The following is a 13,726-nucleotide window of genomic DNA, read 5'->3' as shown; positions in this document are numbered from 1 at the left end:
TTTAATGTAAAAAAGCACATTTTGGCGATATCTTGTATTTTTTTAACTGATAGTCTATAATCCAAAAAATTGGCTGTATTTTAGAGGTTATGGATTATGGAAGAACTTAAAACAGAAATCAAAGAAACGATCATTTCTGCTCTTCAGTTGGAAGATATAACCCCTGATGATATTGTTGATTCTGAACCACTTTTTGAAGAAGGTTTGGGACTTGATTCAATTGATGCACTTGAACTTGGTGTTGCGCTTAAAAAGAAATTTGGATTGAAATATTCATCAGATGGTGATGATAACAAAAAATACTTTGCTTCAGTAAATGCGCTGGCTGAATATATTTCAGCGCAAAAAAAATAATTTAGGGGTTTTATTATGTCTAAAGACGAAATCTTTGAAAAACTTAAGGGAATCCTTGTTTCAGAATTTGAACTTGATGAAGGAGATGTAACTCCTGATGCTCTTCTCGGAGATGATTTGGATCTGGATTCAATCGACTCAATCGACCTTATCGTTAAGATGAAGGAATTCATGCCTGCAGATAAGGGAAATGTTGACCCATCTATTTTTAAGACAGTAAAGACTGTTCAGGATGTTGTAGACGCTCTTGTACCATATATGGCATAAGGTTGTTGAAGACTGATGAAAAAATTCCTTAAGGCACTTTTTTATGTGATTGCTGCCGTTTATCCAATTCTTGTTTTTACAATGCTTGTAATTTTCAAGGTGGATACAAAGATTCTTTCTTTGAGCATTATTGCGCTGGCGGCTGCATTCTTCTTGAGTGCTACAGGGAGCAAAAAGACCGATGCAAATGAAAAAACATCTTTGGACTGGAAACCTTTTCTTAGTTCAGTGCTTTTTCTTTCTGCCGGTCTTTTTTGTTTTATAACGGGAAAAGAGTTTTTTCTTAAAATCTATTCCGTTGTAATTAGTGCGACAATGCTTTTTGTTTTTGGAAGCACACTCTTTATGCCGCCAAACATTATTTTTCGCTTTGCAACTTTGTCAGACAAATCCATAAAGGGCTCTTCTTTTGAACATAAGGTATATAAGTACTGCGAGAAGGTTACAATAGTCTGGTGTTGTTTCTTTATTTTGAATGGAACGGCAGCAACGCTTACAACCTTCTCAGAAAAGATATTCGGTCTTTCACCTGAAACGGCTCGAAAGGTCTGGGCAATATATAATGGTGGTATTTCCTATGTTCTTATGGGAATGCTGTTTACAATAGAATTTATTATCAGAAAACTGGTGGATAAGAAAATGATGAAGTTATTCCCTATCACAAAATTTAAGGCAGATTCCAGAAAAGATGATTACATTGTTTGTTATGATGATGTATGGTCAAAAAAGGATTATAAAACCTGGAAAGATTTTCTAACTGATACTGCGAAAATGAGAGCTTTTTTTGATTCGCATTCAGCAAAAGAATATATTCTTCATTGTGAAGATTACTGGTATTTCCTTTGTACATTCGTTGCAATTCTGCAGTGCAAAAAAACAGTTTATATAACTCAGAATATTACAGAAAGCTTTATGGCAGAAGTGAAGACGCCTGGAGTTTCTTTTATTACAGATCAGAATGTTCCGCTTGATGATACAAGCTTTTTCATTCCAGATTTGATTGAAAAAGCCACAATGCCTTCTGAAACAGATATTCGTACAACTCCAGAAATTAATGATGAAGAAACAGAAATCTATCTTTATACTTCCGGAAGTACAGGAAAGCCTAAGGCTGTTCGTCATACAATGAAAGAAATTGAAACTGACAATAGTGTTGTAATTTCACTTTGGGGCGAAGAATACTTTAAGCGTAAGCAGATTACAACTGTAAGTCAGCATCACGTGTATGGATTTTACTGGTGTATTTGTCTTCCTTTTACACTTGGGCTTCCTTTCCGCCGCAAGCGCATAGAGTTTCCTTCTGAATTTGAAAAGCTTACAGATACTTCTTACGTTCTGGTTTCTACACCGGCCTTCCTTAAGCGTACTGTAGAAGTTTTAGATAAACTTGATATGAAGGATGTATTTATTTCTGTAAGTGGTGGAGCAGTTTCTGAAGAGCTTGCCGTTAGTACAGAAAAACTTTTTGGCTTCTGTCCTATGGAAGGTTATGGTTCTACAGAAACATCCGGAATTGCATACCGCCAGCAGAGCAGAGACGGTCTTGTATGGACACCTTATGACTGTGTTAAGCTTTGGGTTGGAGAAGACGGCTGCTTGAATGTAAAATCGCCATTTATCAAAGATCCGTCAGGGGTTGCTACTGCAGACCTTGTTGAACTTTATGATGACGGCCGTTTCCTTCTTAAGGGGCGCGCAGATTCCATTGTAAAAATCGAAGAGAAACGTATTTCTATGACCGAAGTTGAAAATCGTCTTCTTGAAACAGGTTTTGTTAGCGAAGTAAAGGTTGTGGCTTTGAGTAACGAGGTACGTCAGTATCTCGCAGCTGCTGTTGTTCTGAATGCACAGGGACGCGAAAAATTTGCACATAGCGAAAAGTTTGAAATGAACCGCTGGTTCCATGACTTTTTGATGAAATATTTTGAGAACGTAGTAATTCCTAAAAAATGGCGTTTTGTAGAAAAGCTGCCGTCAGATGTTCAGGGAAAAATTCACAAACTGGAAGTAATGGCATTGTTTGAGTAAATAAGAGGTAAAGTATGAATTTTAACGATCATGATATTAAAGATGAAGTTGTAGTTTCAAAAGAAGAAAACTCAGTAGCACTGGAATTTGTAATTCCAGCTTCAAGTGATTTTTTTGATGGACACTTTCCACAGTACAAACTTCTGCCTGCAGTTGCACAGTTTGAAGTAATCACACGTTTTTCAAGAAAATATTTTGGCACACAGAGATATGTTCCAAATATCAAAAGAATGAAATTTTCTGCGCCTATTAAACCTGATACAAAGATCCACCTTGAACTGACTTATAAAAAGGACAAAGGAACAGTAACTTTCAATATGGCAGATGCAAATGTTGAAGGAAAGGTTTATTCCTCAGGATCTTTTGCTGCGCTTTCGGAGATTTCTGCATAATGTCAGATCAAACAGAACAGAAATTTGGTTTTGTAATTCCTGTTTATAATCATGGTGCTGTTCTTGAATCAGTTGTTAAAAATCTGGTTCAGTATAATTATCCAATCATTGTTGTAGATGATGGAAATGATGAAAAGAACAAGGCTTTTATAAATGATATTGCAGAACGCTATTCTCTCATAACTTTGCTTGTGCACCCAAAAAATAAGGGTAAGGGTGAAGCAATGAAGACTGGTGTGCGTAAAGCAGAAGAAATGGGGCTCACACACATTCTTCAGATTGATTCAGACGGGCAGCATGATGCAGGAAGAATTCCTCAGTTTCTTGAGCTTTCAAAACAGAATCCAAAGGCAATTATCTGCGGTTATCCGGTTTATGATGAATCGGCACCGCATCATCGTGTAGTTGCAAGAAAGATTTCTAATGCCTGGATTCATATAGTTTCATTTACAACTTCAGATCAGGTACGCGATGCTTTGATTGGTTTTAGAATCTATCCTGTTGCACCATACTGTAAAGTTTTACGTCGTCACTCAATCATTGATACTCATATGGGCTATGATATCGATATTCTGGTTCATTTATTATGGCTCAATGTTCCTGTTATTTCAGAAGCAGTAAAAGTCCATTATCCAGAAGGCGGAGTTTCTAATTTCCGTGCAGTAAGAGATACTCTTCACATCTCATTTACTTATGCACGACTTTGTATTGGAATGGTTTTACGAATTCCTATTTTATTGAAGAGGAAGATTTTTGGATGAAAGATTCATCTTTTGATGACAAGACTCACTGGTCAGAAGAAAAAGAGGCCATAAAAACAAATAAGCCTTTGAAAATTATTTTATTCCTTCTGAAGAGTCTGCCATCTGCACTTGTACATACAATTTGCTATCCTATAGCTTTTTTCTATTTAATATTCGCTTCTCATGCAAGAAAATTTGCGCGCGCATATCAGAAACAACTCAGGGAATTTACAAATGGAAAAGTTCCTCACAGAATCAGCGCGTTCAAGCAGATTTTGAGTTTTGCACTTTGTCTTATTGAGAAAATGGAAGGCTGGCTTGGTAAAGTGAGTTTTGACCGTATTTCTATGCAGGATGATGATATAAAAGATCTCGTTGAGCATTTGAAAAAGGGTGAAAGCGCAATTCTTATGGCTTCACATTCCGGGAATATGGAGCTTATGAGAAGTATGCAGGATTATGTAACAAAGCTCTGTGGAAGAAAAGTTCCGGTTGTCATCATCATGGACATGCAGATGAGTGAGAACTTTACGCAGACCCTTAAAGAAATAAATCCTGAGTATTCTACAAATGTAATTGATGCCTCAACTTTTGGGCCGGAGTCTATGATTCTGATTCAGGAACAGGTTGAAAAAGGAGCTCTGATTGTTGCTGCAGGTGACAGAACAAGTATTCATAATCGGGATAAGGTAATTACAAAAAGCTTCCTTGGACGTGAGGCAAAATTCCCATACGGAGTTTTCTTAATTCCAGCACTTGTAAAACTTCCTGTGTATTTTATGTTTGGAATGCGTGAAAAGCTTTCAATTTTTAATCCTAAATATAATATCTATATTGAAAAATCCAAAGTTGATTTTGCTTATTGCAGTCGTTCAGAACGTGGAGCTTTTATTGAAAAATGCTGCGGGGAGTTTGTAGAAAAACTGGAAAAGTTCTGTGTTTTGTATCCTTATCAGTGGTATAATTTTTTTAACTTCTGGAGTTAATGTGTTATGAAGAAAACCCTTTGTTTATTAAGTTTGATTTTTATTACCACAGTTCTTTTCGCTCAGAATATTCACTCTCTTGATTCAGTTTGTGAAAGCCTTGCTTCTCATCCGAATACAACTGGAGATTTTACACAGATTAAAACAATACAAACGAACGGTCGTAAGTTAAAGTCTACCGGTAAATTTATTATCAGCCCTGATGGAATTTTATGGAGTACAGAAAAACCAGTTTTTTCTTCTCTGATACTTACAAACACAGCCGTTGTGCAAACAGCAGCAAATGGAAAGAAAACTGTTTTAAGTGGAAAAGATAATCAGATTTTCAAAAATATTTCTGGAACTCTAACTTCAGTTTTATCTGGAAATGTAACTGAGCTTAAAAAGAATTTTAATTGTGATTTTGAAATAGATCAAAGCGGTAAATGGACAATCAGTCTTGAACCAAAAGATTCTACTATTGCGTCTGTCATGAAAACACTTGTATTGTCTGGAACTTATTCAGAATTTGCAGTTCTGGATTCGCTTGTGATGTCAGAAGCTTCTGGTAATACAATCAGTTATGAGTTTACAAATCAGAAATATCCAAAGGAGCTTTCTGAAGATGAAAAACAGATCTTTGTTATTGAATAATTATTTTCAGAATATTTCACAGAAAAAACTTTTGGGTGGCTGGATTTTTTATCACGCTCTCATCGTTGTTTTTTTTCTTGTATCACTTATCGTATTTCGTGGTCGAATTGGTATAGATTCAGACCTCTTTAATCTTGTTCCAAAAAACATTTCAATGGCTTCTGTAAAAAAAGCAGATGATAAAATGATGTCTGTAACTTCACAGAATATTTTTGTGCTTGTTGCAAATGAAGATTTTTCAGAAGCAAAGAAGGTCGCAGAAACTGTTTATTCACAGCTAAAGGACAGCAAGAATTTTGAAAGCATTTCTCTTTATAACGATGTAAGTGCAATGGGCGAGATTACGGACTTTTTATATCAGTATCGTAGTTTCCTGATTGATGAGAAAACAGCCGATTCAATTCTTGCAAGTGATGAGGGAGCTCAGGATTTTGCCATCGAAGCTTTATCTAAGGCTTATGGTGGTTTTACAATGCTGCCGCTGGATAATCTTGATTCTGATCCATTTTTGCTGACTGAATACAATTTACAGAATTATCTGAATGCTCTTCAGAACTCCGGAACTGCCATGAGTGTAAAGGATGGTGTGCTTGCTTCGAGCTTCGATGGCAGGTGGTATGTTATGATTAGGGGTGTGCTGAGCCGCAGGGGTTCTAAGCTTGCCTCTAAGGATAATGCGATTACGGAAATCTATAGAGTTTGTGAAAAAGCTGGAAATGCTGAAAGTGGAACAAACTTTGTATATTCGGGAACTCCTTTTCACAGTCATGAAAGTTCTAATTCAGCAAGCAGGGAGATTGCAATTATTGCTACAGTTTCAATGCTTGTAGTAATAGTCCTTTTGATTTTTATTTTCCGTTCTGTGCGACCACTGATTTTTTCTGTTGGTTCAATTTTGGTTTCCCTTGGAATTGCAGTACTTGCGACACTTGCAGTTTTCCATAGAATGCACGTTATTACCCTTGTATTTGGAACATCATTGATTGGTTCGTGTATAGATTATAGTCTTCATTTCTTTACACACTGGTCAGCAAATAAGGAATTAAAATCCAGTATAGAAATTCGAAATCATATTTTTTCCGGCTTACTCATGGCAATAATTTCTACAGGAATCTGTTTTACTATATTACTGTTTGCTCCATTTATGATTTTGAAGCAGATGTCATTCTTCTGTCTTGCTGGTCTTATAAGTTCGTTCCTTACAACAGTTGCAGTATATCCTTATATCAAACTTCCGGAACAGCGGGGCAATGTACGTTTTACAAACGGCTTTGCAAAACTTGCTTCAAACCTTGAGCGTAAATGGGTAGGACGAACAGTTATAATTTCACTATTTGTTTTATCAATTCTTTCGATAGCAGTTTTCCATAAAAACGTAAAAATCAAAAACAATCTGCTTACTCTTTATGATATGAAGGGACGTCTTTTACAGGATGAGATAACAGCCTCTCAGGTAATTCAGTATACTCCAGGCGGCTGGTATATTGTCAGCGGTGAAACAGAAGATGAAGCCCTGAAAAATGAAGAAAAGCTGCGAAAGGAATTTGAAACACTTACAGATGGAAGCGTTGGATATATAAGTACTTCGAGTTTTATTCCATCAAAAGAGACACAGAAAAAATCCCGTGAGGCTTATAAGAAGCTCATGAAGTCCGCACCGGAACATCTTCAGGCACTTGGCTTTGATGAGGTTGAAAACTTTGATGCTTATATGTCTCTGGCAGCCGATTATGAATTAACAAAGAATAGTTATGTATCTTTTGAAAACGGAAATGTTCCTGCATTTGTTGAATCGGCTATTTCTTCTGCCTGGCTTGGAAATGTCGATGGAAAATATTTTACAGTACTATTACCGACTAAAGTAACTGATTACGCTGCATATCGTTCTCTGGCTGATGCAGATGATAATGTTTATTTTATAAGTAAGTCACAGGATATCAGTGCTGACCTCGACAGCCTTACGGTAATGATTCTTAAGTTCTTTATTGCAGCATACATACTTATGTTTATAATGCTGCGTTTCTTCTATTCCTGGAAACAGGCCTTTAAGATTATTTCCGTTCCATTCCTGATTATTCTTGTGGTGGTAGCCTGTTTTGCAGCATTTAATATCAACATGGAATTTTTCTCAGTAACAGGTTTGATTCTTGTATTTGGACTTGGACTGGACTATATCATTTATATGATGGAAAACGAAAAGAAATCTAATTCTATTCTCGAACCTTTTGCAACAATGGTTTCTTTTGTTACAACTATCATATCTTTTGGTGCTCTTGCCCTGAGTTCCTTTAAGCCTGTTCATCTAATCGGACTTTCTATTTTTATAGGGCTTGCCACAGCCTATATCAGTTCGTTCTTTTACGGCCGACAGGAATAAAAATTGAATGCCCTTTTCTGTTTGTTATGATATACTTTATAAAAAACAGAAAAGAGGCAAAAAATGAAAATTTGTGATTCAATTAAATATGTCGGTGTCGATGACCATGAAATAGATTTGTTTGAAGGCCAGTTCGAAGTTCCAAATGGAATGGCCTACAATTCCTATGTAATTTTAGATGACAAGATTGCCGTAATGGATTCGGTTGATGCCCACTTTGGTGAAGAGTGGCTCTCGAATATTGCCGATGTGCTTGAAGCCGCTGGTGGACGCAAGCCTGATTATCTTGTTGTTCAGCACATGGAAATGGACCATTCGGCAAATATAAAAGCCTTTACAGATAAATATCCTGAAGCAAAAATAGTTGGTTCTAAGATGTCTTTTAACATGATGAAAAGCATGTTTGGAACCGATTTCGCAGATCGTCAGATAGTTGCAGGCGAGGGTACAGAACTTGAACTTGGTGCAGCTGCTGGAGATCATACTTTGAAGTTTATTGCAGCTCCAAATGTTCACTGGCCTGAAGTAATCATGACTTATGATGTAAAAGAAAAGGTTTTGTTTGCTGCAGATGCTTTTGGAAAGTTTGGTGCAAATGATTACGATGATCCTGAAGGCTGGGCTTGTGAAGCACGCCGCTATTATTTTGGAATTGTCGGAAAGTTCGGTCCACAGGTTCAGGCAGTTTTGAAGAAGGCAGAAGGATTAGAGATTAAAACAATCTGTTCACTTCATGGCCCTGTTCTAAGTGACAACATCAAGTATTATCTTGATACTTATAATACCTGGTCGAGCTATGGTGTAGAAAGCGAAGGTATTGTGGTAAATTATACTTCAGTTTATGGAAGTACAAAAAAAGCTGCAGAGAAGATTGCAGAAATTCTTAAGGCAAAGGGCTGTCCTAAGGTTGCCTTGAATGACCTTGCCCGTGAAGATATTTATGAATGCGTAGAAGATGCCTTCCGCTATGGAAAAATGATTCTTGCTACAACAACTTATTGTGGCGGCGTATTCCCAAAGATGCGGGAATTTATTGAATATCTTACAGAGCGTAATTATCAGAATAGGAAAATCGGACTGATAGAAAATGGTTCATGGGTACCTTCTGCTGCAAAGGGAATTGTTGCAATGTTTGAAGGAAGTAAGGATATTACTTTTGCAGAAAATAAAGTAACAATCAAAATCACAATGACAGAAGAAAATGAAGCCGAGCTCGAAAAGCTTGCAGATGAAATGTTGAAATAAAAGTGGTGTAAAAAAATGAAAATGGAAACAATGCCGGAAGTAACAAAAACAGAAAACGGAGTCTTCTGGAAAAACACATACGAAAAATTTGAAGCACAGGTTTATGTTCCTAAAACTGAACTGCCGGGCGATATTTTGAATTACGGTTTTATAGCACCATATCTTCTTGTGTTCGCGGATAAGCCTCTCCAGCAGAACGAAGCAATTTCGTTCGCGCGTGCTAAAGGCCTTGAAAAGCTCGCCGCTGCTTTTGATTCAAGTGTCGTATTTATTTCACCTGTTGCAGATGGAAAAATCTGCGAATGGAAAAATGCTGAGCCAGATATTCTTTCTGAAATCATTTCTAACTCACGCATTCATCAGTATCATAAAGATGGAGTTGTAATTGCTAATAATTTCTTCCGTCATTCAATAGACGGTTATTATATTCGTGGTGCAATTTTCCGTGCAGTTCTGATTGGTTATGGAGAAGGTGCCGATTACATTGCAGAAAACTGTCTTCATCATTTTGAAGGTGATGGACTTTGGGGCCGCTCAGACCTCGCTCCTGCAACCTGTATTTTAAATGGACTTACAGTAGCTCCTGAAGTTGGAGCAGATGATATTCCGGTCATTTCTTATGGAAACAGCGATGATGCAAATGCTCTGTTCGAATCACGCTGTAAACATTTTATCAAACGTGCTCGTGAGCCTTCACCAGAAGAATTTATTTCCGATTATTACAGTTTTGCTAAACAGTTCCGCCGAATGAATGGACCGCTTCAGATTGACCCGGATCTTGAAAAAGATGGACTTGTAATTGAACCTGGAATTGCAGAAGTAAAAACTTCATCGGATAACTGTGGAGATGACAAGGGAACAAAAAATCATAAAATCGGATACTTTGCTTTTTACAACAAGGGACTTTTTGATAGCCCTGATGCAAAGCCCGTTCCTCTTGTGCTTGGCTTCCATGGTGGTGGGGACAGCTGTTTCTTCTTTTCTACAATGGCAGGTTGGGCAAAGATTGCTCATCGTCATAATTTCCTTCTGGTTACAATTGAAAATCATCTCAACAGTACAGCGACAGAAATGATTGAACTGCTGGAAATCTTAAAGAAAAAATACAGCATTGATACAACTCGTATTTATGCAACAGGCTTCTCAATGGGTGGCTGCAAAACCTGGGATATGATTCAGGAATATCCGGAAGTACTTGCTGCAGCAGCTCCAATGGATGCAACTTTTGATGTTGGCTGTAACGTTTACGGAAACAAAGTTGAAAAAGGAATAAATACAACAGTTCCAGTTCCGGTTTTTTATGCCGGTGGTGAAGTAACTCCTCTTCCAGAACTTCCGTTCCAGGAACAGAAATGTCTGGACAGAATGGCATATGTTTTACTGTTAAATAATGCAGAGCTTGCTGAACGTTATGAGCAGGAAGTAACACTGGAAAATAAAGATACCTGGGAAAACAAAATCTGGGGAATCAATGGTGATGAGGTAGAACAGTCTTATGACGAAAGTCGGGATGCTACCCTCACAATGCAGAAGTTCCGTAGTACAGATGGCCGTATTCTCAGTGTGTTTGCAAGTATCAGCGGACAGGGACATGACTGTCGCGAACATACCTGTGAACACGCATGGCAGTTCATGAGCCAGTTTACCAGACAGTAATATGCAGAAGGTAAATTATCAGAAACAGCTGGATAAGATTCTTGAAAAGATGGATTTGGTAACTGGCGATAGTTTATCAAAGCCATCTTTGCTGCTTCATGCCTGCTGTGGTCCTTGTTCCTCATATGTCCTTGAGTATTTATATAAGTATTTTGATATAACAGTGTTGTATTATAATCCGAATATATATCCTCAGGAAGAATATGAACGCCGTTTTTCAGAGCTCAAGAAACTCTATGAAAGTTTTCCGCCGGCTCTGGAAGGGAAGGTGAAAGTTGTTGAACAGAACTATGATCCAGAGGAATTTTATGAAGCAGTAGGAACCCAGGAAAATCCTGAACTCGCAAAAGAACCTGAAAAAGGAGAACGCTGCCGCCGCTGCTACGAGTTCCGTCTGCGTCGAGCCTATGAATATGCCTGCGCCGGCAACTTCGACTATTTCTGTACAACCCTTTCAATCAGTCCGTTTAAGGATGCAGAAAAATTAAATGTGATTGGTGAGCAACTGGAAAAGGAAGGCGGACCGCACTGGCTTCCATCAGATTTCAAGAAAAAAGGCGGCTTTAAGAGAAGCCTTGAAATCAGCGAAGAATATGGAATGTACCGCCAGGATTATTGTGGCTGTGTTTATTCCAAAAACAATAAGAATTCTGTTATAATAGAATCATGACAACATCAAAAACTGCAGAAAATGTACGCGACGTAATCCGCTATCTTCAGAAATTTAAGAATGCACTTCTGGTTATTTATCTTGATGATAAAACAATCAGTTCACCACTTTTTTCTTCTCATATAAGAGATATAGCTATGCTCCATCAGGCCGGTTTAAAGGTTGTTCTGATTCCTGGAGCACGACGTCGTATTGATGAAGTTCTGGACAATGCAAAAATCAAATGGACTTATAACGAGAATATGCGCGTTACAACTCCAGATGCAATGCCTTTGATTAAAATGGCAGCCTTTGATGTTTCAAATACAGTAATGACAAGTCTTGCTGCAAATAATATTACAGCCGTAATCGGAAACTGGGTACGCGCACGTGGAAAAGGTGTGCTCAACGGTTTTGATTATGGAACTGCCGGAGAAATTGATAAACTCGAAACAGATGCAATCTGCACTGTTTTGAATGACGGTTTTATTCCGATTTTCCCATGTATCGGCTGGAATGCTGCAGGGCATCCTTATAATATTTCTTCAATGCTGCTTGCAAAGCAGGTTGCAATGAACCTCAAGGCAGATAAGCTTTTCTTTATGATGTTCAATGAGGAAATTAAAGCTCAGAATTATGCAATTCCAGAAGGTCTGGCACTTTCAGAAACTGGAAATATACCTGCAATGGATTTGGAAGAAGTAGACAGATTTCTTGATGCGAACCCTTCAATAAGTGGAGAAATCAGAAATCTTATGAAAGCTTCTCAGGAAGCTTGCCGTGCAGGTGTAACTCGTGTACATATTCTGAATGGAAATAAGGACGGAGTTCTTCCATGTGAAATCTTCAGTGGACTTGGTTCCGGTACAATGATTTATACCGGCGGCTATGGAAAGGTTCGTCCTATGGTTCAGACAGATATTCCTTCTGTACTTTCTATCATGCGGCCGTTTATGGATGCCGGAAAACTCCTGCCAAGAACAGAAGCTCAGCTTTCTGCAGATCTGGCAGATTATATTGTTTTTGAATTAGATGGCGGTGTGCATGCCTGTGCAGCACTTCATTTTTATCAGGATGGACAGGCAGAAATTGCCGCTGTTGCTGTTGATGAAAATTATGCTCATATGGGAATTGGTCCAAAGCTTATGGACAATCTGATTGAACAGGCAACACAGGCTGATTCAACATCAATCTTTATCATGACAACTCAAACAGCAGACTGGTTTGAACAGCTTGGTTTTGTAGAAGATACTATTGATTCACTGCCAGAGGAGAGACAGAAGCTCTGGACTCCTCAGCGAAATTCTAAAGTTTACCGATTAAAGCGGTAAGCAGTTCTGCTGCTTTTTTATGAGTTACAGGAGACGGATGCCAGTCGGCGCCAATTCCGTCTTCTGTTTTTTGTTCAGTAAAAGACAGGAACTCAGCCGTTACCTTTGGAAAATCTTTTTTGAAAAGAGCAACTGCTTCTGCTACAGAGGCATTTAGGGCTTCTCCCATTATTCCAAGACAGCATACAATTTTTGCACGCGGGCTGCGGCGATGAACAGCTTCCATAAGATGGCGAAGCTGTGCTACATAATTAAGACGACGGTCTTCAATTCCGCGCACCCAGCTTATATCATTTGTTCCCAAGTTGATTACAACAATGTCCGGTTCAAAGCGGCCTTCAGGTTTCCACACTTCTGGTTCAAGTTCCAGTCTGAGTGAAAGCGACTTGTCTGTGTACGGCCAGGTAGCCTGCATCAGCCATTGAGTTTCAGGAAGGTTTACAGTTTCTGGATCTACATAATTTGAGGTGAGTCCGATTCCACTCCAGCTGCAGAGTTGAATCTCTGCACCAAGTGCTTTAGCTGTAAGAAAAGCATAAGCTTTGTCCGGGCGTTCCTGTTGTGTTGTAAAGGTATCTTTTTCCCAGATTCCTTCAACGCCATAACCACAGGTAATGCTGTCGCCGATGAACTCAAGCTTTAATGGCTGTTCGGTTGAAATCAGTGTAGAAGTCTGCAATTTTCCGTCAATCTCAATATTCTTCAGCCCTGCATACCCGAAAGCTGCTTCACTGAATTTCATAACACGAACGGTTACAGTCTTCTCTACATCAGATTCAAACAGTGTGCAGCGAGTCTCAGCCTCGCGTAAGGTTAAACGGAAATCAGGTTCCTCAGGAATTGCGCCAATACTTGTATCAGTTCCTTCAGTTATAAAAACACCTAGTACAGCCTTATTTTCTTCTGACCAACCATCCGGATCGCTTACAAATGTTGCCTGTGCATTTTTACCTTTCATCACAAAGCAAAAGCCACTGGCAGAATAATCAAAATAACGGATACCTTCGTTGTCGAGATAGCGACCGCTCCAGATAAGATTGTCAAAAGAAAGTTTCATAGGGTCCT

The 13,726-nt window shown here is 38.5% G+C and carries 13 protein-coding genes; 12 read left to right on the top strand and 1 reads right to left on the bottom strand.

Annotated elements, in window-relative coordinates; translation table 11 throughout:
* The first annotated feature begins 96 nt into the window (after positions 1-96).
* From AABJ44_RS13905 to argA, 12 genes are all read left to right on the top strand, one after another.
* Complete coding sequence (locus AABJ44_RS13905) at positions 97-354, top strand: phosphopantetheine-binding protein (RefSeq protein WP_074643824.1); 258 nt, start codon at positions 97-99, stop codon at positions 352-354.
* A gap of 15 nt (positions 355-369) precedes the next feature.
* Positions 370-621, top strand: a complete 252-nt coding sequence (locus tag AABJ44_RS13900; RefSeq protein WP_074643826.1) for an acyl carrier protein — start codon at positions 370-372, stop codon at positions 619-621.
* A gap of 15 nt (positions 622-636) precedes the next feature.
* A complete protein-coding gene (locus AABJ44_RS13895) occupies positions 637-2,649 on the top strand; it encodes an AMP-binding protein (protein WP_338369639.1) in 2,013 nt (670 codons plus the stop codon).
* Between the two features lie 14 nt (positions 2,650-2,663).
* The gene (locus AABJ44_RS13890; RefSeq protein ID WP_338369638.1) at positions 2,664-3,041 is read left to right on the top strand and encodes an ApeI family dehydratase; all 378 of its coding nucleotides are present in this window, start codon (positions 2,664-2,666) and stop codon (positions 3,039-3,041) included.
* Positions 3,041-3,802: a glycosyltransferase family 2 protein gene (locus tag AABJ44_RS13885; RefSeq protein ID WP_338369637.1), complete on the top strand. Its 762-nt coding sequence runs from the start codon at positions 3,041-3,043 to the stop codon at positions 3,800-3,802. The genes AABJ44_RS13890 and AABJ44_RS13885 overlap by 1 nt, the downstream gene beginning before the upstream one ends.
* Positions 3,799-4,770, top strand: coding sequence for a lysophospholipid acyltransferase family protein (locus AABJ44_RS13880; RefSeq protein WP_338369636.1), 972 nt, complete (start codon positions 3,799-3,801; stop codon positions 4,768-4,770). The genes AABJ44_RS13885 and AABJ44_RS13880 overlap by 4 nt, the downstream gene beginning before the upstream one ends.
* 6 nt (positions 4,771-4,776) lie before the next feature.
* Positions 4,777-5,403 carry a LolA family protein gene (locus AABJ44_RS13875; protein ID WP_338369635.1) on the top strand — a complete coding sequence of 209 codons (627 nt, stop codon included), beginning with the start codon at positions 4,777-4,779 and terminating at the stop codon, positions 5,401-5,403.
* Positions 5,375-7,780 carry an MMPL family transporter gene (locus tag AABJ44_RS13870; protein WP_338369634.1) on the top strand — a complete coding sequence of 802 codons (2,406 nt, stop codon included), beginning with the start codon at positions 5,375-5,377 and terminating at the stop codon, positions 7,778-7,780. Before AABJ44_RS13875 ends, AABJ44_RS13870 begins: the two co-directional genes overlap by 29 nt.
* A gap of 63 nt (positions 7,781-7,843) precedes the next feature.
* The gene (locus AABJ44_RS13865; protein WP_338369633.1) at positions 7,844-9,025 is read left to right on the top strand and encodes an FprA family A-type flavoprotein; all 1,182 of its coding nucleotides are present in this window, start codon (positions 7,844-7,846) and stop codon (positions 9,023-9,025) included.
* A 15-nt stretch (positions 9,026-9,040) separates the two neighbouring features.
* A complete protein-coding gene (locus AABJ44_RS13860) occupies positions 9,041-10,681 on the top strand; it encodes an alpha/beta hydrolase family protein (RefSeq protein WP_338369632.1) in 1,641 nt (546 codons plus the stop codon).
* 1 nt (position 10,682) lies between these two features.
* Positions 10,683-11,351, top strand: a complete 669-nt coding sequence (locus AABJ44_RS13855) for an epoxyqueuosine reductase QueH (protein WP_338369631.1) — start codon at positions 10,683-10,685, stop codon at positions 11,349-11,351.
* A complete protein-coding gene (gene argA, locus AABJ44_RS13850; RefSeq protein ID WP_074643850.1) occupies positions 11,348-12,661 on the top strand; it encodes an amino-acid N-acetyltransferase in 1,314 nt (437 codons plus the stop codon). The genes AABJ44_RS13855 and argA overlap by 4 nt, the downstream gene beginning before the upstream one ends.
* Here the strand turns inward: argA and AABJ44_RS13845 are convergent.
* Positions 12,636-13,718 carry an SGNH/GDSL hydrolase family protein gene (locus AABJ44_RS13845; protein ID WP_338369630.1) on the bottom strand — a complete coding sequence of 361 codons (1,083 nt, stop codon included), beginning with the start codon at positions 13,716-13,718 and terminating at the stop codon, positions 12,636-12,638. The two genes, argA and AABJ44_RS13845, sit on opposite strands and share 26 nt — an antisense overlap.
* Between the last annotated feature and the right edge of the window lie 8 nt (positions 13,719-13,726).

It is taken from the genome of Treponema bryantii (assembly GCF_036492245.1).
Lineage (GTDB): Bacteria > Spirochaetota > Spirochaetia > Treponematales > Treponemataceae > Treponema_D > Treponema_D bryantii_C.
The sequence above is the reverse complement of the archived record's forward strand: the minus strand, read 5'-3'. Positions and strand labels throughout refer to the sequence as shown.